Origin of the sequence: Pseudoalteromonas luteoviolacea DSM 6061, assembly GCF_001625655.1 — a bacterium.
GTDB lineage: Bacteria > Pseudomonadota > Gammaproteobacteria > Enterobacterales > Alteromonadaceae > Pseudoalteromonas > Pseudoalteromonas luteoviolacea.
In genome coordinates, this window is record NZ_AUYB01000082.1 from 79,959 (window position 1) to 102,936 (window position 22,978).

Here is a 22,978-nt window from a genome sequence, read left to right on the forward strand (position 1 = left end):
GCGGAAGTTTGTCATGGAAAGTCTCGCAATAATTACCAGCGGCGGCGATGCGCCAGGCATGAATGCAGCCATTCGTGCCATCGTTCTTTCTTGCCATGCAAAAGGTATTAAATGTATTGGCTTTTATCATGGTTACAATGGCCTCATAGAAGATGAGTGTCTAACGCTCACACCCGAAATGGTAAGGCCAATACTGCAGTACGGTGGAACCATCTTGAAAAGCGCCCGCTGCCCACAAATGCACACCGATGATGGTGTTAAAAACGTCGCCAAGACATTAAAACGCCATAAGGTTGACTCCCTCGTCGTGATCGGTGGAGATGGGTCATTTCGCGGTATGATGGCTTTGCAATCATATTGGTCCGGGCGACTAATTGGCGTACCTGCCACCATCGATAATGATCTTGCTTGCACAGACAGTACTATCGGCTTTTCCACAGCAGTAAGTACGGCGACACACGCTATTGATAAGATCCGAGACACAGCAAATGCATTTGAACGGGTATTTATAGTTGAAGTGATGGGCAGGCACAGTGGACATATTGCTTTCAATGTCGGCCTAGCAACCGCTGCTGAAAGCATTTTGTCATTTGAGAATTGCCCTTCTAGCAGTTTAGAGCAAGTGAAGCTCTCTCTTATTGAGCAAATCCAAACTCAGCAAAAAAATAACCACACGAGTTTTGTTATTGTACTTGCTGAAAACCTTTGGCCTGGGGGCGCTCAAGGTTTAAAACAAACACTCAACGACACCGCGAATATTGAAAGTGCAGTATGCGTATTGGGATACATTCAAAGAGGCGGAAGCCCTTGTCCTGAAGATAGAATATTAGCCACCGAGCTGGGCATAGAGGCCGTAGAAGCAGCATACTCTGAATCAGGGGTTATGATTGGAAAAGAGCAAGGCAAATTAATAAGGCGCTGTATTATCGCTGCTACTGAGCAAAAAAAACCAGTAGACCAAGCAATACACTCGGTCTACCAGACCTTAACCTAGCAATACTTTTACTGATTACCCATAAATCGTAAATAACTCAGCATTTAGCCATAAATGCACAAAAATACTCGCGGCATAACCTAGTGCAATGACTGGCGTCCATTTTAAGTGACCAAAAAAAGTGTAGTACCCTCTTGCTTGACCCATCAGCGCTACACCTGCTGCTGACCCAATAGAGAGCAAACTACCGCCCACACCAGCTGTTAAAGTAATTAATAACCATTGGCCATGAGACATATCCGGCTGCATTGACAACACCGCAAACATTACAGGAATGTTATCGATAACCGCTGAAATTACCCCTAAAAATACATTAGCGCCTGTTGTGGACCAACCGCCATATAAAACATGAGACATGAGGTTTAAATAGCCCAGAAATCCAAGCCCACCTACACACATCACAATACCATAGAAGAATAGCAACGTATCCCACTCCGCACGCGAGACTTTGCTAAACACATCAAATGGTACAACGCTACCCAGTTTTTTGAGACGCTCTTTATCCCCTTCCCGTTCAGCCATTGCCATTTTACGCGCCAACGAGCCTGGCAATGTTACGCGTAAGAAATAACCAAAAAATTGCAAGTATCCAAGTCCCATCATCATGCCCAATACGGGTGGTAGATGAAGTAAGCTATGACACATTACCGCCGTTGCTACGGTTAATAAAAACAGAGTTAAGATACGCAGCGCGCCACGCTTGAGCTCGACAACCTCACAACTGGAATTAGGCTTTTTATCTGCCACAAAGAAACTCATAATGGCAGCAGGGACAACATAATTAGCCACCGCAGGGATAAGTAAGACAAAAAACTCGTTAAACTTTACCATGCCCGCTTGCCAGACCATTAAGGTAGTAATATCACCAAACGGACTAAATGCTCCACCAGCATTGGCTGCAACTACAATATTAATGCAACTTAAATTGATGAACTTTTTATCCCCTTCGGCGACTTTCATCACCACGGCGCACATCAATAAAGCTGTGGTTAAGTTGTCAGCAATCGGTGAAATGAAAAAAGATAAAAAGCCAGTTAACCAAAAGAGTGTTTTGTAGCTAAACTCCTTTCGTACCATCCAAGTGCGCAGAGCATCAAATAAACGGCGCTCTTCCAGCGCGTTGATATAGGTCATTGCTACCAACAAAAACAGCATTAATTCAGCGAATTCGAGCAAGTTATGTCTAAATGCATGCTCGGTCGCTTCTGGCATGCCTTGTTCAACATAATAAGCGCCAATCAATATCCAAATGAGACCAGCTGCGACTAAAACAGGCTTTGATTTACGCATGTGGAGCTTTTCTTCCAACATCACAAGGGTGTATGCCACCACAAAAATTGCAATGCATATAAACCCAAGCGTATTGGCTGTTAGATCAAGTTGAGAGGTAGAAGCAAACGCTGAAAAACTCAGTCCCAGCAAGCAGAAAAATAGCAGGCAACTTATCCCTACATGTTTCATTTCAAGGCTTTTCCTAAATAAGTGAGCACATCTTCGCCAGAAGGTAACACACTTTTTACACTCTTGGCATTGTACACAAGTCTACATTTACAGTTATTTTACGATATGGCATGTAAAAGGCTGATATCTAGTGATACAACAAACGTCTATATTCACGATAACGACAATTTATGATGAATGAATTAATGTGGAATATGAAAAAGCAGAACCAATGAATTTGAGGCAATATAAACGATGAAGTACAAGAACCGGTTAAGCCATAAGCTGCTTTGCTTGTGACTTAACCATTACAGCACAGCTTTAGTCTTGTTGACTTATGCGATCTAGGGTTAGGATTAATATCAGTCCAGCTACAGCTAAGCCGATACACACAAAAAGCTGAGCATCTTGACCTGTTATCTGAGTAAACTCCATCGGTGAAATATTCTTTTGCATCAGAGGCTTTTCTATACCGCTAGAATTAACATAAGTAGATACAACCTTCTTCCAAGGCCAAAGCATATTTAAAGAGCCAATGAGAAATCCTGACAATAAAGCAAACGTCACTTGTTCAAATTTGCTTAGCAACCAAGACAAAAACCTCGAAAACATCATTAACCCACAAATACAGCCCAGTAAAAACAAACCGACCAACATAATTTCTTTATTATTAATGGCGGCGAGTACGTGTCCATACATACCAAGTAAAAGTAAGATAAAGCTACCAGAGATACCAGGTAAAATCATAGCGCATACTGCAATACTGCCAGCAACAAAATACAACCAAGTATGAGCCTGTGCCTCTGCGGGGCTAAGAGATGTAATTACATAAGCAATCACAGCACCTAAAACGCAGCTCACAATATGTTTTGCTTCCCATCGTTCTACTTTTTTTGCGATGTAAACGAAAGAGGCGATGATTAAGCCGAAGAAAAATGACCAAACCATTTGTTGATGATGCTCAAGTAAGTAAGTTATCAACTTTGCTAAAGATAACGCACTGGTAAATAAGCCCCCAAACACAGCGACTAAAAAGCTGCCATCAATATGAGCCCAAGCATCCTTAAACTGCCCTTTCAACACCATCTTTAGAGCACTCAAATCAACGCTTTTTATGGCCGCCAATAAGCGTGTATAAATGCCTGTAATAAATGCGATGGTCCCACCAGACACGCCCGGTACGACATCAGCGGCCCCCATTCCTGCCCCTTTAAAAAACAACCATATGTAATCACGTTTACTGTCTGTCGTATTTGACACCGATATACCTCCAATCCTATCAACCGTACAAGTGTATCAAATTACATCACCAAATTACTAAAGTTCATTGACTTGCAGTCGATACTTTACAATATACCGGGCAACATAAAGCGATTTACTATGAAAGGTCAGCCATTATTACTCTCTTCCCTATTGGTCTACCTAGTGCTCACCCTCGTTAGCACACAAACCTTTGCTGTTGAACATGTTGCACCGATCGCTAAATCCGAAGTGATCCAATCAGACCTTGATTACTGGTTTGCCAGCGACTCATTTATCACTATCAAAGATGACGAAAGAGAAATACCAGTGCTCTTCTCAGAGTACATGAGTGGCAGCAAGCGTGGAATCATCGTCATGCTGCCAGGTATAGGGCAAAGCTCAGTTCAAGGAAATGGGTTAAGTTACTTGCGAGAAGCACTTAACGACGATGGCTACGATACATATGTTATTCCTTCACCCAGTTTCAACCATGGTCCCGATTTAATGAAAGATGCTATCGGCGGTACTGATGACGAAATGAAGGATAAAAATAGGTCTGCCAGTGTGCCGATGATTAGTGAAACGGCTTTGAATGACTATAAAACCGAATTGGTTGCCCGATTTTCGGCGCTCTATAAAACCTTGGCGCTTCGCGACAATGAGCATATTGCCATTCTTGCATTTGGAAACAGCGCTGGGTTAATCACCGAATATTTAGCTACGTTACCAAATATTCGTGTCGACGCGCTAATTACTGTGAGCGCACAACTGGCTAACCCGAATAGAAATAAACACTTGCCTGCGAGTTTGTCTTTGGTGAGCCCAGCCCTTTTAGACGTTTACTACTCTTATGATAATCCAGCGGTGCTTCATACCATTAAAGACAGACGTAGATGGGCCAAACGTAACAGCAAATATGACTACCGCCAGAGACAGTTATTTGGTCAACATACTCAAGCGCGTCAACACCAAAGGCTCAGAAAAGAGTTGTCAGGATTTTTACGTCAACTTTAAGGCTACTTCTTTTTCAGCACCTCATAGGCTGCTTGTATACTTTGCGACTTGCCCTTGGCAATTTCCATCATATGTTCTGGTAAACCCTGAGAAACTAATTTATCAGGGTGATGCTGTGCCATTAGCTTTCTATAAGCGCGCTTTATGTCTTTGTCGCTAGCTCCTTGCTCTAGTCCCAATACAGCAAGTGCTTGTGCTTCAGATACCTCTGAAGGAGGCTGTGGGGTATGTGTACGATGTTGATATTGCCTTTCATTACCACTAGAGCGAGATTGTTGCTGCGATTGCCAGTGAGCGCGTTGCTGTCTGAATTTAAACTCTGCTTGATATCGCTTAAGAATAAATCGAAAGTGCTTTTCACCAATACCTAAGTGTTTGCTCACTAACTTCAATAACTCAAGCTCTTTGGCTGCTAAATGGCCATCAGAAAATGCCATTTGGATTTGAATTTCAAGGAATAACTGCAACAGGTCATATCGTCTCGCAAAAGCTTCTTTAAAGTCACTTACAGACTCTTTGATAGAAAACTCAGCGCTTTTCCCCGCATTGAAGGCACTTTGTGCTTCTTTTCTCTCGTCGCCATGCAAACGCATTTCGTCCATAAATGCAGAAGCTGCTTGAATATGGATCTCACTTACTCGGCCATTGGATTTGGCAATATGGCCCATGACTGAAAAACAACTGGAAAAAAACAGCGCTTGGCGTTCATTTAGGTCATCGCCATTGAAAAACCCTTGAAACCCGCCCGCTTTATCGAAGTCTTGCTTGAGACTTTTATCGAACAAATGGCCCAAATAAAAGCCCAAGATCGCGCCGAGCCACTTCCCAAACAAAAATCCAAAGCCCGCGCCTAACAGCTTACCCCACATTTTTGGCCTCCATTTCTTGGTTTATCTGATTTAACCGCTCAGGTGTACCAATGTCATGCCAAAGGCCAAGGTATAACTCACTGGATACAGTGTTATTTTCGATCGCGCTACGCAACATTGGACCGAGAGGCACTTTACCTGATGCCACGTTTACAAAAAATGTTTTGTGGTAATGACCTATTCCTGAAAAAGTGTATTTTTGCGCATTGTTTGGCTGGTGAGTAAGCAAAAAATCCCCTTCTGGATTATGTGCTGGATTCTCAACAAGAACAATGTGGGCTTCACCATCAAACAGTTGCAATTGACTTAACGCATGTACGTCGTAGTCAGTAAAAATATCTCCATTGATAATTATAAATGTGTCGTTTTGGCTACATAAAAGAGGTAGAGCCTTGGCGATCCCACCAGCAGTTTCTAAACCACCTTCAGGCTCATAGCTATACTCAATATGCATGCCTAGGTGCTGACCATTACCAAAGGCTTCTTCAATCTTATCTCCGCGCCAAGCTAGATTAATAACCACTTCATTAATACCTGCCTCTTTTAGCCGTTCAAGGTGGTAGGCAATCAATGGTTTCCCCGCTACTAATAGCAAGGGTTTCGGAGTATCAGCAGTAAGCGGCATCATACGCTGGCCGCGCCCAGCCGCTAAAATCATGGCTTTCATTGTCAACTCTGCAGTTTGATTTTTATCGAAGGTATTATCTCGGATTGCAACCAAGTTGCAAGCCATTGAAACTCTTTGTAACTGTTTGCCGCTTCAACCACGTAGAGGAGCGTCGGTACAATGTTTTGCAAATATCCCGGTTTACCATCTCTGAGATTTAATCGTGCAAATATACCTGCAGCTTTGAGGTGCCTTTGCACACCAGTCAGGTCAAAATAATAAATATATTGCGGATAGGTCATGCCACCGAGTACCCCAGCAGCATCAAGCCGTTGAAAACTCTCTTCGCGTAGCGATAAAAAATCCTCTTTCGGCAATTTGATATAGCAGTCTTTAAGGAGAGAAACGGCATCATAACAAACAGGGCCCACCACCGCATCTTGATAGTCAATAAGCCGCCCTTTTTCACCACTGTACATAATGTTTCGGCTATGAAAATCACGATGCATAACGGTTTGTGGTTGTGACAACATTTGCTCGGTTAGTCGCTCTGTCAAACTTTGCCACTGCACCTCAAATTCTTTGGGAAATTGCATGCCTAACCAAGATTCAACCAACCACTGTCGAAAAATATTGATTTCTAGGTGAATGAAATCTGCATCATAAGGCTTCATCCAGTTTGACTCATTCATACTGGCTATTCTTGGTAGCCACTGTAACAAATCACTGTATTTTTGTTTGTCAAAACCAACTTCAATAATATCCGCCAGATGAGTAGAACCCAAATCCTCCAACAACACAAAGCCCAATTGAACGTCGAAAGCATGTATTGTAGGAACGGCTAATCCACTGTTTTGGAAATCTTTATTAAGTTCTATAAAGGGCATTATACTGCCTTTGTCTGGCGTCACGTCCATCAAAATCAGGTCCTGTGAAGTAAGCTGCACTCTAAAGTACAAACGAAAACTCGCATCCCCGGTAATCGCTTCTATAGAGCGTAAATCCTGACAGCCAGCTCCTTCCCCTAGATACTGCTCAATAAATTGCAATCTATCCTTCTGTCTTTGTGCTATCGCTTGTGAGTTTGGCCTCGTCATATTTATCACCAATTACTGATCTTAATTACTGTATTTAACACGGTTTTCATTTATCATGTCTGGCTTGAATAGTGGTGCTAGGTAGACAAGGTTGATAAATGAGTAAAAATTGGGGCATTTTAGTCCTACCCCTAATTAGTACAACGGCTATAGCCAATTCGAACACTGTTGGCGGACTCTGTAAAGAGTATATTCAGCCTAAAGGGTGGCAACCAATTCCCGATTTGGTGCCTAACACTATCGACATTCAAGCAAATAAAGTTGAACTACAAGGCACTGAAAGTGCTGAGTTCTCTGGCAATGTTGCAGTCAATACCGATGCGATGTCCATGACAGCACAAAGTGCACTGATAGACAAACGTCAGGGGCTATTGAACGCATCTGGACCACTTCTGTTTCAAGATAGCTATACCTTAGTCAACAGTTCAGGTATGTATGCAGACCTCGGTAATGGCGAATTTAGCCTGCTAGGTGCTGAATACCGCCTGACTCAACAGCAAGGTCGAGGTAAAGCAGAAAAACTTCATGCATCACAACACCAAGTCGGACTATTCAACGCCAGTTTTACCACCTGTCCCGGAAGCTCACCATTTTGGGCTATCGAGGCAAGTACCATTATTCTAGATAAAGAAAATGGCTGGGGAGAAACGTACAATACCGTCCTAAAAATTTTAGACACCCCGATTATTTATGTGCCGTATTTTACATTTCCTATTGATGACAAAAGAAAATCGGGGTTATTAACGCCCACTATATCTAGCTCAAATAGGTATGGATTAGAAGTTGTCACGCCATATTATTTCAATCTAGCTGAAAATTACGACGCCTTGTTGACGCCCCGTTACATGTCAAATAAAGGCTTACAACTGCAAGGTGAATTTCGGTATTTAACAGATCAACACTATGGCGTGATTGCAACGGAATATTTGAGTAATGATAAATCTGAAGCGAATCTCGACGAGCGGTATTTAGTTCACTGGCAACAGCAAAGCTATTTCGATGACTTTTGGCGTGCAAGTATCGATGTCACCAACGTGAGTGATGACAACTACCTCACAGACTTAGGTTCAAGTTATGCAAATCAAACGGACACACAACTAACAAGAAAAGGTCAGCTTAGCTATCTTGGCGAGGATTGGCTGATTGACTTGCAAGTGCAAGATTTTGAGGTCTTGGGTAATCACACCGAGTCTTACTCTACACTACCAGAAGTAACGATTAAAAATCGTACCGCTGAACAATATCTTGGTTTAGATTGGAGATTTACAGGTCAACTTAGCCATTTTAGAAACAGCAACGCCTCGATAACGGATGCAACTCGACTTCACCTAGAGCCGAGTGTAACTTACAACTTAAGTGAACATGCATGGTCTTTTGATTCTCGTTTTGCCCTGTTGCACACGCACTACGAACAAAATGGCAATTTCACTGACAAAGAATTTAAAGAATCCGTTTCAAGAACCTTGCCTCAAGTTAGGCTCCACGGTCAATTAAATTTAGAGCGCAGTATGCACAGCATACTTGATGGTGGAACGCAGACATTAGAACCACAGATTCAGTATCTTTACACCCCTAAAAAGGACCAAAGCAAAATTGGTTTATACGATACGGTGAAAATGCAGGATGATTTTTTTGGTCTATTTCGAGAAAGGCGTTTTTCAAGCATTGATTACATTTCAGAGGCGAATCAGTTTACATTAGGTGCCACCACTCGCCTACTAGATAGCAAAAATGTTGAAAGATTTAGCTTTAGCGTTGGCCAGATAATTTACTTAAGTGATTCTGCAAAACCTACAGAAGCAACGTTCAACGATCAGTTCCGAGATAACAACTACAACTCACTATTTGCAGCTGAAACCAAAATACACTGGCACCCGCGCTGGTACTTTTCAGGTGGTTTGCAGTATGATGCCGACGAAAAGGACTTGATCCGCTCGCATATGACTTTAGATTATCGTGGTAATAATAAAAAGCTGGTACAGTTGAACCATCACTATGCCAACGATGTCTCAGGTAACGAGATAGATCAAGTTGGTATTTTTACCAGCTTGCCCATTGATGAAAACTGGCAAATGGTCGCAAGCTACCACCGAGATCTGACTGCCAAACGAAGCGTAGAAGTTTTTGCAGGGGTTCAATATGAATCATGCTGCTGGGCAATTCAGATCACAGGCAATAGAACCATAGAAACTGACTTGAATAAAACAACGCAATTCCAAGACCCAGTTTTTGACTCGAGCATAAACATCAATTTTGTGTTAAAAGGGTTAGGAAGCAAGTCAAGGTATGATGCAAGTCAATTGCTGAAACAAGGTATCTTTGGTTACCGTAGACCATATTTTTTAAATAATTAACAACAAAGACTCTTATGAATTTCAAAAAGCTGTTACTAATTCCAATATTGAGTGCTGCACTATGTCAGCAAGCACTTGCTGAGCGTGTACAAATAGATAAAGTTGTTGCTACCGTCAACGAAGGTGTGGTTTTACAAAGCGAAGTAGACCAAATTGTCAACCGAGTAAAAGAACAAGCCAAGCAACAAGGCACTGAGTTACCTTCCGACAAAGTTCTTAGCATTCAAGCTACTGACAGACTTGTCGATCAAGTGCTCATTTTACAGCTGGCAAACAGAATGGGCCTTGAAATATCTGACGCCCACTTAGATCAAACGCTAGCCAATATTGCCAAAGAGCAAGGTGGTACAATCGCTGATTTACGTCGCTCAATTGAAGCTTCAGGAGAGAGCTACCAAGCTTACCGAGAAGAGCTGAGAAAAGAAATCACCATGAACCAAGTAAAACGTGGTGCAGTAGACAGAAGAGTCTACATTAGCCCTCAAGAAGTGGATAACCTTAATAAAATTTTAGCTGAGCAGTCAGGTCAAAGTGAAGAATACGACATCGGTCACATTCTCATCAAAGTAGACAGCAAAGCAAACCCTGAGGAAATTGCAGAAGCAAGGGAACGCGCCGAAAAAGTTATCGAGTTCCTTAACGAAGGCAGAGAGTTTAAACGCATCGCGATTGCTTCATCAGGTGGTGCAAATGCGTTAGATGGTGGACAGCTCGGTTGGATGGGTATTAATGAAATGCCAACCCTATTTGCAGAAGCTATTAAGGGTAAGAAAAAGGACGAAATTGTAGGTCCGTTACGCTCTGGTGCTGGTTTCCATATTGTCAAAGTACAAGACGTCAGAGGGCGTGAAGTCGTTGAGACTGTAGAAGTTCGTTCAAGACACATCCTATTAAAGCCTTCTATCATCCTAAGTGAAGAAAAAGCCAGAGACATGTTGGCAGGTTTTGTAAAAGATCTTCGTGAAGGAAAAGCTGATTTTGCTGAATTGGCAAAAGAGCACTCGGAAGACCCTGGCTCTGCTTTGAAAGGCGGTGAATACGACTGGACAGACCCATCAACATACGTGCCTGCTTTTAGAGATACGCTTATGGGTCTTGAGAAAGATCAAATCAGTGAGCCATTTCGTAGTACATTTGGATGGCACATTGTTCAGTTGCTAGATAAGCGAGTTGCTGATAAAACTGAACAAGCAAAACTTAATCGTGCTCATCAGCTTTTATTCAGAAGAAAATTCAAAGAAGAAAGCTTCAAGTGGATGAGAGAAATGCGTGAGCAAGCTCACATTCAAGTAATCGAAAGCCAATAAGAAGACTTCATATGTGCTTGAGAATAGCAATTACACCAGGGGAGCCCGCGGGGATCGGGCCAGACCTAGTTCTAAAGTTAGCGCAGCAACAGTGGCCTGCGCAACTCGTGGCTGTTGTTGATAAAACCATTTTAGAACAACGAGCTAAAGAGCTAGGATTAGAGGTAGAGCTACTAGCATTTGACCCAGAACAACCAGTGACGCCAGCAGCGGCAAAGCAAATCTATTATTTGCAAGTGGATAAGGGCTGTGATGTCGAACCAGGCCAGCTAGATGAGCGCAATGGGCAGTATGTGCTAGATACGCTTCGTATTGCCTCCGAAAAAAATATGGATGGCACATTTGCCGCAGTAGTAACTGGGCCAGTGCATAAAGGTATCATTAACCGAGCAGGAATATCTTTTAGCGGACATACCGAGTATTTTGCGCACCAGTCTAATACGCCTGATGTTGTTATGATGCTTGCGACTAAAGGATTAAGAGTCGCACTCGCCACAACGCACATTCCTCTTGCATATGTATCTAAAGCGATTACCAAAGAACGCCTTACAAAAGTTGCCAACATTCTGTATCACGACTTACAAACCAAGTTTGGCGTTGCACAACCGCGAATTTTAGTTTGCGGCTTAAATCCTCATGCAGGCGAAGGTGGACACCTTGGCAACGAAGAAATAGATACAATTACACCGGTGCTCGAAATGCTTAACCAAGAAGGCAAAAACTTCATTGGTCCATTGCCTGCAGATACGCTATTTCAAGCAAAATATTTAGATAATGCAGATGCCGTGCTCGCGATGTATCACGATCAAGGCTTACCTGTGTTAAAATACAAAGGATTCGGAAACTCGGTCAACATTACACTGGGTTTACCTTTTATTCGAACTTCAGTTGACCATGGTACGGCACTTGATTTAGCCGCATCTGGTGATATAGAAGTTGGTAGCTTTGAATTAGCAATACACGAAGCAATTAAGCTTGCAAGCAAGAAATTACAGAATTCATGACAGATAAAGTACATTTAGGGCATCGCGCCCGCAAAAGATTTGGTCAAAACTTCCTTAATGATGAAAGCATTATTGATAAAATAGTGACTGCTATTGACCCGAAACCTGGCGATAACCTTGTTGAGATCGGACCTGGTTTGGGCGCAATCACAGAGCCGGTTGTAGAGCTCAGTGGTAAGTTAACCGTTGTTGAGTTAGATAGGGATTTGGCCGAGCGCTTAATTGAGCATCCTTTCATGGGCAGTAAACTTACTGTTCATCAGGGTGATGCCATGAAGTTTGACTTCTCTACCTTAGTAGATGAACAATCAAAGCTAAAGATTTTTGGTAATTTACCGTATAACGTATCAACACCATTACTGTTCCACCTATTTGAATTTGCAGATCAGGTAGAACACATGCACTTTATGCTTCAAAAAGAGGTGGTGAATCGCATGGTCGCGGGTCCTGGTTCAAAAGCCTACGGCCGACTAAGCGTGATGACACAATACTACTGCCATGCAATACCGGTGATCGAAGTACCACCTACATGCTTTAAGCCTGCGCCAAAAGTAGATTCTGCTGTGGTTAGGTTAATGCCTAAGGATGCCGCTAGTCGCAATGCGAAAAGTACAAAAATCCTTAATACTGTATGCTTGGAAGCTTTTAACCAAAGGCGTAAAACATTAAGAAACAGCCTTTCAAACCTGTTGACCGTAGAAGAAATAAAGCAACTGGGTATTGACCCGTCACTGCGTGCGGAAAATATCTCTCTTACTCAATTTATTGAAATTGCAAACTGGATTTATGACAACAAACAGTGAGATCGGTTCGCCGATAAAAGTCTCGGTAGAAACATTTTATGTAGAAGCTCAGTCACAACCTGAGAAAGACAAGTACGTATTTGCCTATACCATTACTATCAAGAATCATAGTTTGTGTAGCGCTAAACTGGAGAGCCGTTATTGGCTCATCACAGATGCCAATGGCAAAGAAACCGAGGTTGAAGGTGATGGCGTTGTTGGTGAACAGCCCACCATTCGCCCAGGAGAGAGCTACCAGTACACAAGCGGTGCAGTGCTTGATACGCCAGTTGGCACTATGGAAGGTTATTATCTAATGCGCAATGAGTTTGGCTCTGAGTTCAAAGCACCGATTAAAGTGTTTCGACTAAATCGACCGGATATATTGCATTAGGCTATGGCTACTTACGCAATTGGTGACTTGCAAGGCTGCTATGCGCCGTTTAAAAACTTGCTTGATCAAGTTGATTTTAACCCTAGTCAAGATCACCTCTATCTTGTGGGAGATTTGGTCGCCCGAGGACCTGACTCCCTCTCTTGTATTGACCTAGTTTACACACTACAAGACTCTGTAACCGTCACGCTTGGTAATCACGACTTGCACTTACTTGCTACGGTATTAACAGATAAACAAGCTAACCCGAAAGATAAACTTGAGCCACTATTAGCCAGTGATAAGTTACCTGCATACGTAGCATACCTGCAATCTCAACCCTTGTGTGTCTACAATACGCAGTATGATAGCTTTATTTCCCACGCAGGGATCTACCCTCTGTGGACGATAGAAACAGCACTGCAATTATCCAGTTGGGCAAAAGACTGTTATCAAGGTCCAGATGCTGCTCGCTATCTCAGTGCGATGTACGGCAAGCAATCAGATGTCATCATTGATACAAAAGATACACAGATTAAGTTTAATTCGATCGTCAACGTATTTTCGCGTATGCGCTTTTTAACTCAAGATCTCAGTTTAGATTTTGATAATAAATCTGGGATAGAATTAAATAATGGATTGACCCCTTGGTTTAACCACTCTAGGTTTAAAACATCCAGCACACAGTTTATATTTGGACACTGGGCGGCCTTAGAAGGTAGGACCACTACGACCAAGACCATTGCGTTGGATACAGGATATGTGTGGGGAGGACCAATGACGCTATTAAACTTGTCTACAAATGAACAAATAACAAGCAAATAATCGAAAACTGTCCATTTTTACTGAATTTTCTATTCACATCTGCTATAAAATACTTAACTAATGCGCAATAAATCCGATAAGTAGTTGTACTGCTTTAACTTGATGGTATACCTGTATGAATTTAACCGTTAGCCAACGTATTTGGGGTGGCTTTATAATCATTACCCTACTCTTATTATCCATCGGAGGGAACTCACTGCTCAGGATCGCAAATATAGATAGTTCTACTCAGCTCGTTAATACGCTATCTTTACCTGCGCTCGACCGCAGCGCTGCACTACAGATTGAATTTACTCAGATGAGTAAATTAGCTCAAGCGAGTTTTTACACTCAATCTACAGGTGATTTAAATAGTCTTAAAACGGCTTTTAACGAGCGCCAACAGGCTTTTGAGCGCAGTTATTCTGATCTAGACAACACGGTTAGTGATGAACCTACACTTTCTAGCAGCAGCAAAGAAGTTCGTGCTAGTTTTCAAACCTTCTCAGGCTCTGTAGAGTCACTATTTCAAGACAAGGCGCTAGAGTTAAGCTTGAATAAACAACTTAAGACGCAGCTTGAAGAAGCAGAAATTGCAGCGGATGATGCTGCGACCGTTGTTGTTGACATCTTAGACTTAGAAGGCTTTGAAAGTATTAACCAAAGAGCTTATCAAGCAGCAAATAAACTGGAGAACTCTTTTAGCTCACTGGCGACAAGTAGTGCTGACATGCTAACGATTGATGAGAGAAGTACCTTAGATATCGTGAAAAAAGAGCAGAGCTATGTGTTTGAAGACATCGACAGAAATATCGAGTTGATGCGTGCAACCGTTGCCGAGTTAGATGAGGACTTACTCAATGATTTGGATACCTACTATCAAACATTGTCTGATCAGCTTCAGGGAAGCAATAGTATCCCTAACAACAGGGAGCGTCTTATCAATGCAAGAGAGAACACAAAAAATGAGTTGAACGTTGCTGAGCAAGCCACGGCTAAAGCGTTAAAGCAACTGGGTAACCTTGTTTCACAGTCTAAACAACTTGCATTTGAAATTCAAAACGAAGTAAATCAAGATGTCTCTTCTGCAAACATCGCAACTTGGACTGGCATGATTGCAGCAGCATTGCTTGCTATCGGCATTGCATACGTAACAGTTAGTCGCATCACCAAGCCATTGGCAGAAGTAAACCGTGTTCTGGATATTGTTGCCAAAGGCGATATGACACATTCACTTGACGCTTCAGCAAAAGATGAATTTGGCGAGTTAGCACAAAGCTGTAATACATTAATCGAGAGCTTGAAGGACCTTATTGCTGGTATCGTTTCTCGCTCTACGCAGTTAGCAGCTGCGTCTGAACAAACGTCAGCAATTACCTCTGAGTCCAGTCATGCAATTAAAAGCCAGCAATCTCAGGTTGAGCAAGCTGCAACTGCTACAACTGAGATGAGCTCAACTGCACATGGCGTTAGCAATAGTGCCCATCAAGCACTGGAAGAAATCAAGAATGCCGATCAAGAGGCTGAACGAGTCAAAGGCATTTCTCACGACAACAAACGCACCATAGAGCAATTGGCACATGAAGTCGAAGAAGTTTCTTCTGTTATCAATAAGCTTCACCAAGATAGCTCGGCAATCGGTGGTATTTTGGATGTAATCCGTGGTATCGCTGAACAAACTAACCTACTTGCATTAAATGCTGCTATCGAAGCCGCTCGTGCAGGTGAACAAGGTCGCGGCTTTGCCGTTGTAGCAGATGAAGTACGTTCATTGGCAAGTAAAACTCAAGAGTCAACACAAGAGATACAATCGATGATTGAATCGCTGCAATCTGGCGCTGAAGAAGCCGTAAGTGCAATGTCTAAAGGCCAGCAGCAAGCTGAATCTTGTGTAGCACAAAGTGATATTGCAAATGAAGCGCTCAACAGCATCACAGATGCTGTATCACGAGCTCATGATGTCAGTGAAGAAATTGCCACAGCGGCAAACGAGCAGCAACAGGTATCTCAAGAGATCAGCGAACGACTTGAGTCTATCGTCACAATAGCGGAGCAGACAGCTGAGGGAGCAAACCAAACGTCAATCTCCAGCTCTGAAGTCGCTAAACTCGCTGAAGAGTTACGACAATCCGTATCTCAATTTAGAGTTTAAAATCCAATAGGCCATAATTCGTTATGGCCTTTTTCTTTTCTATACAACCACCACTCGTCAATACTCAACTAATATTTCAATAATCCACAATCACGCACAAGCAAAAGCTGTGGCGCTTCCCCTCAGAGTTTTGTACACACATAAAAAAACCGCCTGCAATTAAATGAGGCGGTTTTTAATGCTAGTCATGGGTCTTTTAAAAAGACTCACTCCTTTAAGTGACTTAAAAAAGTGCTTTTGCTTTTTGTACGATATTTTCTACAGTAAAGCCGAAGTGCTTGAATAGCTCACCAGCAGGTGCTGACTCACCGAAAGTACTCATGCCCACAATCGCGCCATTTAAACCAACATACTTGTACCAGAAGTCCTCAATACCCGCTTCAACTGCAACTCGACTCGTTACCGCAGCCGGTAGTACTGATTCTTTGTACTCAGCAGATTGAGCATCAAATACGTCTGTGGAAGGCATAGACACAACTCTCACCTTCTTACCAGCCTCGCGAAGCTGCTGTGCAGCTTCTACAGCTAACTGTACTTCAGAACCTGTTGCAATCAGAATTACATCAGGGTTTGAATCACAGCTCAGCACGTAACCGCCACGTTTGATCGCAGCAACTTGCTCTTCTGTACGATTTTGCTGCTCTAAGCCCTGACGTGTAAATACAAGAGAAGTTGGGCCATCTTTTCGCTCAATCGCTTGCTGCCATGAAACTGCTGATTCAACTTGGTCACATGGACGCCAGCTAACTAGGTTTGGTGTCATACGCATATTTGCCAGTTGCTCTACCGGCTGGTGCGTTGGACCATCTTCGCCAAGACCAATTGAGTCATGTGTATATACAAAAATGCTTGGCTGCTTCATTAGGGCTGCCATACGAACTGCATTTCTCGCGTATTCCATGAACATTAAGAATGTAGCGCCGTAAGGTACGAAACCTTTGTGAAGTGCAATACCATTCATGATCGCCGACATCCCAAACTCACGTACACCATAGTAGATGTAGTTACCTGATGCGTCTTCAGCTGTAAGACCTTTTGAACCTTCCCAAATTGTTAGGTTAGAACCTGCTAGGTCAGCAGAGCCACCCATAAACTCAGGTAGCATTGGGCCAAATGCGTTTAATGCATTTTGTGAAGCTTTACGCGTCGCTGGATTTGCTGGGTTTGCTTGCAATTGCGCAATATACGCTTCAGATTGAGCTGCCCAATCTGCCGGTAATTCGCCTTTAGTACGACGTTCAAATTCTGCTGCTAACTCTGGGTAGTTAATTTGATATTCTGTGAATTTAACTAACCACTCACTTTGAATTTGTTGACCGTGCGCTGCAGCATCCCACTTAGCATAAACACCTTCTGGGATTTCAAAAGCACCGTGCTCCCAACCTAAGAACTCACGAGCTGCTTTAATTTCGTCATCGCCCAGTGGTGCACCATGACAGTCATGGCTGCCAGATTTGTTTGGTGAACCGTAACCGATTACGGTCTTACAACAAATTAGCGTTGGTTTACCTGTTTCAGCGCGCGCTGCTTCAATTGCTGCTTTAATCGCTTCGCTGTCATGGCCGTCAACAGCTGGAATTACATGCCAACCATAAGACTCAAAACGCTTTGGAGTGTCATCGCTAAACCAGCCTTCTACTTCACCGTCGATAGAGATGCCGTTGTCATCCCAAAACGCAATCAATTTACCTAAGCCAAGTGTGCCCGCTAAAGAACATGCTTCATGAGAAATACCTTCCATCAAGCAGCCATCACCTAAGAACGTATAAGTGTAGTGGTTTACAATATCGTATTCGTCACGGTTAAATTGCGCAGCCAATGCTTTTTCAGCGATTGCCATACCAACAGCGTTAGTAATACCCTGGCCTAGTGGACCTGTTGTTGTTTCAATGCCTGGTGCATAACCATACTCAGGGTGACCTGGTGTCTTTGAATGCATTTGACGGAAATTCTTCAAATCATCAATCGAAAGGTCATAGCCGCTTAAGTGCAACAATGAATAAATTAACATTGAACCGTGGCCATTTGATAATACAAATCTATCACGATCAACCCACTCTGGGTTATTTGGGTTGTGCTTTAAATAGTCACGCCAAAGTACCTCTGCGATGTCAGCCATTCCCATTGGTGCTCCTGGGTGGCCTGATTTAGCCTTTTGTACAGCGTCCATGGATAGAACGCGAATTGCGTTTGCAAGTTCTTTGCGAGATGGCATGGATTCTCCTACCTTTAAATGTTTGCACGGTTGTTTTAAAGGCCCATTCTTACCTAATAAAATTACCACTGCAATTAAAATCAGCAGAAAACTAATAAATTCACATTGTTTTTAATGCATTAAAAGAAGCGATGTAAAAATAGACGTCTAGGCGTAAAAAAACTATGCATAGTTTAATGTTTTAGTTAGAATATCTTCCTTAAATTTTTCAAGCGCTGTGTTACGCATGTTCGCGAAGCGCCCTATTGTGAGTATAAAATAATGGCGAAACACTTATTTACTTCAGAATCAGTATCTGAAGGCCACCCGGATAAAATTGCTGACCAAATTTCCGATGCAGTATTAGATGCAATTCTTGAGCAAGACCCTAAGGCACGTGTAGCGTGTGAAACCTATGTAAAAACAGGTATGGTCATGGTTGGTGGTGAAGTAACCACAAGTGCTTGGGTAGACATTGAAGAGCTAACTCGTAAAACAGTACGTGAAATTGGCTACACTCACTCTGATATGGGCTTTGATGCAGACTCTTGTGCAATTTTGAACACAATTGGTAAGCAATCACCAGATATCAACCAAGGTGTTGACCGCTCTCGTCCTGAAGAACAGGGTGCTGGTGATCAGGGCTTGATGTTCGGTTATGCATGTAACGAAACTGACGTTTTAATGCCTGCACCAATCACGTATTCACACCGTTTAGTTCAACGCCAAGCTGCTGTACGTAAAGATGGCACTCTTCCTTGGTTGCGCCCAGATGCGAAATCACAGGTAACTTTTGCATACGAAAATGGCAAGCCAGTGGGTATTGATGCGGTTGTACTTTCTACTCAGCACTGTGATTCAATCTCACAAGATGACCTAGTAGAGGCTGTGATGGAAACAATCATCAAGCCAACTTTACCTAAAGAACTCATTACAGAAGCAACAAAATTCTTCATTAACCCTACTGGCCGTTTCGTTATTGGTGGACCAATGGGTGACTGTGGTTTAACTGGTCGTAAGATCATCGTTGATACATACGGCGGTATGGCTCGTCACGGTGGTGGTGCTTTCTCTGGTAAAGATCCATCGAAAGTTGACCGTTCTGCTGCTTACGCTGGTCGTTATGTTGCAAAGAACATTGTAGCTGCAGGCCTTGCTGATAAGTGTGAGATTCAAGTTTCTTACGCTATTGGTGTCGCAGAGCCGACTTCAATTAGCATTGATACGTTCGGTACTGGTAAATTAGAAGAAGCGCGTTTAATCGAATTAGTACGTGAACACTTCGATCTTCGCCCTTACGGCTTGATCACCATGCTTGATTTAGAGCGTCCTATCTACCAGCCAACTGCGGCGTATGGTCACTTTGGTCGTGAAGAATTCCCTTGGGAAAAAACAGACAAAGCTGACGCATTAAAAGCAGCGGCCAACTTATAATCGTAGCGATACGAAACAGTTGCAAAAAAGGCGCTTCACTTTAGCGCCTTTTTTAATGCTCAATATTCGTGCTAATTTCGGCTCTCAACCAATTAGAAATTCTTCCACATCTTCTTTTATATCTGTGTAATCGTCGTCACTCAGGTCCAAGCAGAGCATTACGTCATCTTTAAAGGCATACCAATCTGCGCAGCTCCTAAAGTGTTTAATTTCAAAAGTAAAGTTTTCGGCTAGCTTCAAAATCGCCATTGTTTGCTTTTCAATATCAGTTTCACAATCTTGAAAAAACATAGCATCATGATGACGGAGAATTATCTGACAGACCCGCTTAGGTAAGTGCCAGGAACTGGCTAAGTAATAACCCACAACCGTATGATTTGTAGGGTATTGCTGCTCTTCATATTGTAACAAGGTTTGCTCCGGACGCTGTGAAGCTCGAGACAAAACATCCGCGTAATCTTTAAACCTCATTGCCATCGCAGGAATACCTGCATCATGAAAAAGCCCTAACAACTGCAAGTCCTCAATAGGCGTTTGAGCTCGCACTTTTTTCCCGATTAGCATGGCCACTTGAGAAATTTCAGACGCACTATCCCAAAATCTCTGCAAAGAAATACAGCTATCATCCTGATCAAACGCACTTTTAAGTAAATGCCCAGTCACAACTTGTGTAATACAGTTCATACCCAAAAACATCACCGCTTGCTTGATGTCTGTAATTGTTCTCGACATGCCATATGCCGGTGAGTTTATGACCTTCAATACTGCGGCAGCAGTCGCCACATCTACAGAAATTATTTCTGCAACTCGGCTTAATTCAGGTTCATCTTGATTAAGTTCATTCTGTAAGCTCTGCAATATCTCTGGCTTCGCAGGTAGACTGAACCCAGATCTCAAATCAGCTAAAACCTTGTCATCAATATCTATCATAGGTCAACTATCAAGTGGCTTTGATTTTAGTGTAGTAGATGAATTTTGCCCTGTCGCGACTATTTCAAAATCCGTCACAATCTCCGGGAGGGAGTGTCCATTCGGTTGTTATTGCCTGTTGATTGGCGAGCAGAGCTCGTAAAGAGCGGAGCATTTTTTGCGTATTTTTAAGCGAAGCTTTGTTCGCTAACCATTGAGGAACAGATCCATTTAGCCTTGCTTGCGCAGTATAAGTGATATCCAAATCAGAGGTACTTTCTTGAAACTCCCAATCAATCACAATCTCCGTTATGCGAATAAGTGTTCCAGTGCTTGCGGCTTCTGGCACGGAGCGAATTTGCAATAAATATTTGCCATCATCCATTTTGCTAAAGCACGACAGCGTAAGCATGTCTCTATCGGACACAGGCCATGGGAGGTTTAGTTTTGTGTGGACAAGCGATTGATTACTCTCAGGCTGCGCCAAAAGAGTAACAGATTGAATGTTGTCCACCCAAACAGGTATAGCATCGGTATTGATAAGTGCGCGAATAACAGATTTGGTCGTTGCGTTTTTAAGCTTTGCTTGGCCTTTAACCTGTAACAGCCCATTAGGCTGTTTGCGATAGTGGATCTCAAGCCAACTAGTAGATGTGTACAATTGCCAATGCTCTGAGCCGTGAGCACTACTCACTGTCAGAGCACTTAGCAGAGTGATAACTTTTCTAATTCTACCAATATGGTTCGCAATTAAGCGACGCATGCCGACTTTGCTCCATAGCACTGACAAGAAAGTCTGCTTTTTGTTGCAACCAAGATAATATATCGGTAAATGATTGCTCTTTTTGACCTTCGCATAACTGCTTTAAATAGTGCAGAGTTTCTAGTTCATGAATGCCAAACACAATGTCCATCCATGGCGCTCTAAAGTCATGACGCTGAGAGGCCTCAAATAAGCTGCCAAAACAATTTCCACTGAGCAGCATATTTTCTAGGATTTCTCTAGTATTTAAATATTCACTCACCAACATCGTTTTGTTTTCTGAGAACGTTTGTCTCAGATTTTTCCAATCTGAATCAAATGATTTTTTTGCTTGGGACTTAGCACTACTTTGTGCTGCTTTGATCGCATTTTGATCCCAGTTTTGTCGCCAGCTTTTTTCTAGCAACCAACGTGTTAAAGCCAAAATGAGACGGTTATATCTAGCGCAATGGAATAAATCTTCTAAATCAGTCGGTGTTGGCTGCACATCTTTCAGATCCCCAATAACATGTGCCAGCTCTGGCGCGTTATGAATGCGCTTGTAATAGGCGTGTCGCTTGGAGGTATAAGTTTTCAAATAGCTCGCGCTTTCAACCCATTGCAACTCCCCTAGCAACCACTTTAATTCTTTCTTGAGCGCCTCAGTGGACTCTTTGGCCACAAAGTCGCTAAACAGCCAAAATGCATGCCTAATCAAACGTACGCCATCAATGATACGCTTTAGCGCTTTTAAGCTTGGTTCGTTGACGTAGCATTGTTCGTGTTTTTGAACAAACTCAATGGCATAGTTTACCGTCGCCATCAATGCCTGCTCTTGAGTACAATCATCGGATAAGGGTACAAATCCAATTGCTTTATCAACAATCAGTGGTAAATCATCGGCCAGTCTATAGCCTCTCGCAGCTTTCGAGTAAAAGCCTAAGCGCAAACCAATGTGCGACAAAAGCTGTTCGGCAAGGTCGAATAGATCTGCTCTGTCGCCTTCCACTAACTCTATTTCAAGTTCGCAGATAGGGTCAACTTTACCCCGCGCTGCAATTTCTCCCTTATCGAGTACAACTTCTATTTTGCCGCCATTGTCTGTTTCTATGAGCCAAGTTCGGCGAATGAAATTGGTGCTGAAGATAGGATAAAGGTTTTCGGCAATGGACTCCAAACGCATTCCCATTGGCCAAATGGAGCTATCAAATGCAAAGATATCTGGCTTATTGCCTGAAAGAGGTAAGTTATACTCTGGACGCTGATGAAGCCCGCCAACTACTTCACCAGAAAGCTTGATTGTTTGCTCGCAATTGTCATCTAAGCATCTCGTTCGTAAACCGATATCAAGCGCCCTTAATTCTCTACTTGGCGAGTCATAGTAAGCATTTTGGAGGTTTTTTGCTGGCTTATTATTTACCCGCTTTGCAAACTGGGTGATTAAAGCTGGGATCAAGGGAACTTCATTATCTGAAACCAAAAACTTCAGTTCTATTTCAGTGTCCATTAGGGCGTGGTTTACCTATAAAATTTAAGAACCCCCAAAATATACAAAGGCACCAACATTTGCAATCTTTTTACCACTCCAGCGAACTAAACACACTAAATTATACAAATTGTTATCATCTTGTACATATTCGTGATTCTCATCATTATTTCA

Annotated in this window: 19 protein-coding genes; 10 read left to right on the forward strand and 9 right to left on the reverse strand. The window is 42.6% G+C overall.

Translation table 11 applies throughout. From position 1 onward, the window contains the following. Positions 1-13: 13 nt before the first annotated feature. Positions 14-994 carry a 6-phosphofructokinase gene (locus N475_RS04890; RefSeq protein ID WP_063364767.1) on the forward strand — a complete coding sequence of 327 codons (981 nt, stop codon included), beginning with the start codon at positions 14-16 and terminating at the stop codon, positions 992-994. A 15-nt stretch (positions 995-1,009) separates the two neighbouring features. On the opposite strand, the gene nhaD is transcribed toward N475_RS04890, so the two are convergent. Both nhaD and N475_RS04900 read right to left on the reverse strand, forming a co-directional pair. Next, entirely contained in the window at positions 1,010-2,455 is a 1,446-nt protein-coding gene (gene nhaD / locus N475_RS04895; RefSeq protein WP_063355393.1) for a sodium:proton antiporter NhaD, read from the reverse strand. 300 nt (positions 2,456-2,755) lie between these two features. Next, positions 2,756-3,694 carry a polyprenyl-phosphate transporter gene (locus N475_RS04900; protein ID WP_227008387.1) on the reverse strand — a complete coding sequence of 313 codons (939 nt, stop codon included), beginning with the start codon at positions 3,692-3,694 and terminating at the stop codon, positions 2,756-2,758. A gap of 120 nt (positions 3,695-3,814) precedes the next feature. On the opposite strand from N475_RS04900, the gene N475_RS04905 reads away from it, so the two are divergent. Next, on the forward strand, positions 3,815-4,690 hold the full coding sequence (locus N475_RS04905; RefSeq protein WP_063355392.1) for a DUF3530 family protein: 876 nt from the start codon (positions 3,815-3,817) through the stop codon (positions 4,688-4,690). A 2-nt stretch (positions 4,691-4,692) separates the two neighbouring features. On the opposite strand, the gene djlA is transcribed toward N475_RS04905, so the two are convergent. From djlA to N475_RS04920, 3 genes are read right to left on the reverse strand one after another with little or no spacing between them, the layout of a single operon-like run. Next, complete coding sequence (gene djlA, locus N475_RS04910; protein ID WP_063355391.1) at positions 4,693-5,559, reverse strand: co-chaperone DjlA; 867 nt, start codon at positions 5,557-5,559, stop codon at positions 4,693-4,695. Next, on the reverse strand, positions 5,549-6,226 hold the full coding sequence (gene murU, locus N475_RS04915) for an N-acetylmuramate alpha-1-phosphate uridylyltransferase MurU (RefSeq protein ID WP_063355390.1): 678 nt from the start codon (positions 6,224-6,226) through the stop codon (positions 5,549-5,551). Before murU ends, djlA begins: the two co-directional genes overlap by 11 nt. Before the next feature lie 2 nt (positions 6,227-6,228). Beyond that, complete coding sequence (locus N475_RS04920) at positions 6,229-7,263, reverse strand: aminoglycoside phosphotransferase family protein (protein ID WP_063355389.1); 1,035 nt, start codon at positions 7,261-7,263, stop codon at positions 6,229-6,231. Between the two features lie 98 nt (positions 7,264-7,361). Between N475_RS04920 and lptD the strand changes: the two genes are divergently transcribed. The 7 genes from lptD (at position 7,362) to N475_RS04955 (ending at position 16,039) form a co-directional block, all read left to right on the forward strand. Next, on the forward strand, positions 7,362-9,617 hold the full coding sequence (gene lptD, locus N475_RS04925) for an LPS assembly protein LptD (protein ID WP_063355388.1): 2,256 nt from the start codon (positions 7,362-7,364) through the stop codon (positions 9,615-9,617). Positions 9,618-9,631: 14 nt separating this feature from the next. Further along, positions 9,632-10,924, forward strand: a complete 1,293-nt coding sequence (gene surA / locus N475_RS04930) for a peptidylprolyl isomerase SurA (protein ID WP_063355387.1) — start codon at positions 9,632-9,634, stop codon at positions 10,922-10,924. 11 nt (positions 10,925-10,935) lie between these two features. After that, a complete protein-coding gene (pdxA, locus tag N475_RS04935; RefSeq protein ID WP_063355386.1) occupies positions 10,936-11,928 on the forward strand; it encodes a 4-hydroxythreonine-4-phosphate dehydrogenase PdxA in 993 nt (330 codons plus the stop codon). Further along, complete coding sequence (gene rsmA / locus N475_RS04940; RefSeq protein WP_063355385.1) at positions 11,925-12,731, forward strand: 16S rRNA (adenine(1518)-N(6)/adenine(1519)-N(6))-dimethyltransferase RsmA; 807 nt, start codon at positions 11,925-11,927, stop codon at positions 12,729-12,731. The genes pdxA and rsmA overlap by 4 nt, the downstream gene beginning before the upstream one ends. After that, positions 12,715-13,104, forward strand: a complete 390-nt coding sequence (gene apaG, locus N475_RS04945) for a Co2+/Mg2+ efflux protein ApaG (RefSeq protein WP_063355384.1) — start codon at positions 12,715-12,717, stop codon at positions 13,102-13,104. The genes rsmA and apaG overlap by 17 nt, the downstream gene beginning before the upstream one ends. 3 nt (positions 13,105-13,107) lie before the next feature. After that, the gene (locus N475_RS04950; RefSeq protein WP_063355383.1) at positions 13,108-13,908 is read left to right on the forward strand and encodes a symmetrical bis(5'-nucleosyl)-tetraphosphatase; all 801 of its coding nucleotides are present in this window, start codon (positions 13,108-13,110) and stop codon (positions 13,906-13,908) included. A 115-nt stretch (positions 13,909-14,023) separates the two neighbouring features. Further along, complete coding sequence (locus N475_RS04955) at positions 14,024-16,039, forward strand: methyl-accepting chemotaxis protein (protein ID WP_063364768.1); 2,016 nt, start codon at positions 14,024-14,026, stop codon at positions 16,037-16,039. A 223-nt stretch (positions 16,040-16,262) separates the two neighbouring features. Here N475_RS04955 and tkt read toward each other — a convergent pair whose 3' ends face one another. Beyond that, on the reverse strand, positions 16,263-18,254 hold the full coding sequence (tkt, locus tag N475_RS04960; protein WP_063364769.1) for a transketolase: 1,992 nt from the start codon (positions 18,252-18,254) through the stop codon (positions 16,263-16,265). 261 nt (positions 18,255-18,515) lie between these two features. On the opposite strand from tkt, the gene metK reads away from it, so the two are divergent. Then, the gene (gene metK / locus N475_RS04965) at positions 18,516-19,667 is read left to right on the forward strand and encodes a methionine adenosyltransferase (RefSeq protein ID WP_063355380.1); all 1,152 of its coding nucleotides are present in this window, start codon (positions 18,516-18,518) and stop codon (positions 19,665-19,667) included. Positions 19,668-19,751: 84 nt separating this feature from the next. On the opposite strand, the gene N475_RS04970 is transcribed toward metK, so the two are convergent. From N475_RS04970 to N475_RS04980, 3 genes are all read right to left on the reverse strand, one after another. Further along, positions 19,752-20,597 carry an HDOD domain-containing protein gene (locus N475_RS04970; RefSeq protein ID WP_063364770.1) on the reverse strand — a complete coding sequence of 282 codons (846 nt, stop codon included), beginning with the start codon at positions 20,595-20,597 and terminating at the stop codon, positions 19,752-19,754. A 64-nt stretch (positions 20,598-20,661) separates the two neighbouring features. Continuing rightward, positions 20,662-21,339 (reverse strand): START domain-containing protein, encoded by a 678-nt coding sequence (locus N475_RS04975; protein ID WP_063364771.1) that lies wholly within the window; start codon positions 21,337-21,339, stop codon positions 20,662-20,664. After that, positions 21,308-22,825 (reverse strand): CYTH and CHAD domain-containing protein, encoded by a 1,518-nt coding sequence (locus N475_RS04980; protein ID WP_063364772.1) that lies wholly within the window; start codon positions 22,823-22,825, stop codon positions 21,308-21,310. The genes N475_RS04975 and N475_RS04980 overlap by 32 nt, the downstream gene beginning before the upstream one ends. Positions 22,826-22,978: the final 153 nt, after the last annotated feature.

Excerpts from the sequence above, each read along its gene's own strand:
- N475_RS04970 (WP_063364770.1), bottom strand. The coding sequence starts at position 20,597 with ATGATAGATATTGATGACAAGGTTTTAGCTGATTTGAGATCTGGGTTC.
- N475_RS04980 (WP_063364772.1), bottom strand. The coding sequence starts at position 22,825 with ATGGACACTGAAATAGAACTGAAGTTTTTGGTTTCAGATAATGAAGTT.
- N475_RS04950 (WP_063355383.1), top strand. The coding sequence starts at position 13,108 with ATGGCTACTTACGCAATTGGTGACTTGCAAGGCTGCTATGCGCCGTTT.
- surA (WP_063355387.1), top strand. The coding sequence starts at position 9,632 with ATGAATTTCAAAAAGCTGTTACTAATTCCAATATTGAGTGCTGCACTA.
- N475_RS04905 (WP_063355392.1), top strand. The coding sequence starts at position 3,815 with ATGAAAGGTCAGCCATTATTACTCTCTTCCCTATTGGTCTACCTAGTG.
- apaG (WP_063355384.1), top strand. The coding sequence starts at position 12,715 with ATGACAACAAACAGTGAGATCGGTTCGCCGATAAAAGTCTCGGTAGAA.
- rsmA (WP_063355385.1), top strand. The coding sequence starts at position 11,925 with ATGACAGATAAAGTACATTTAGGGCATCGCGCCCGCAAAAGATTTGGT.
- nhaD (WP_063355393.1), bottom strand. The coding sequence starts at position 2,455 with ATGAAACATGTAGGGATAAGTTGCCTGCTATTTTTCTGCTTGCTGGGA.
- metK (WP_063355380.1), top strand. The coding sequence starts at position 18,516 with ATGGCGAAACACTTATTTACTTCAGAATCAGTATCTGAAGGCCACCCG.
- N475_RS04920 (WP_063355389.1), bottom strand. The coding sequence starts at position 7,263 with ATGACGAGGCCAAACTCACAAGCGATAGCACAAAGACAGAAGGATAGA.
- djlA (WP_063355391.1), bottom strand. The coding sequence starts at position 5,559 with ATGTGGGGTAAGCTGTTAGGCGCGGGCTTTGGATTTTTGTTTGGGAAG.
- N475_RS04955 (WP_063364768.1), top strand. The coding sequence starts at position 14,024 with ATGAATTTAACCGTTAGCCAACGTATTTGGGGTGGCTTTATAATCATT.
- N475_RS04975 (WP_063364771.1), bottom strand. The coding sequence starts at position 21,339 with ATGCGTCGCTTAATTGCGAACCATATTGGTAGAATTAGAAAAGTTATC.
- N475_RS04890 (WP_063364767.1), top strand. The coding sequence starts at position 14 with ATGGAAAGTCTCGCAATAATTACCAGCGGCGGCGATGCGCCAGGCATG.
- lptD (WP_063355388.1), top strand. The coding sequence starts at position 7,362 with ATGAGTAAAAATTGGGGCATTTTAGTCCTACCCCTAATTAGTACAACG.
- murU (WP_063355390.1), bottom strand. The coding sequence starts at position 6,226 with ATGAAAGCCATGATTTTAGCGGCTGGGCGCGGCCAGCGTATGATGCCG.
- pdxA (WP_063355386.1), top strand. The coding sequence starts at position 10,936 with ATGTGCTTGAGAATAGCAATTACACCAGGGGAGCCCGCGGGGATCGGG.
- tkt (WP_063364769.1), bottom strand. The coding sequence starts at position 18,254 with ATGCCATCTCGCAAAGAACTTGCAAACGCAATTCGCGTTCTATCCATG.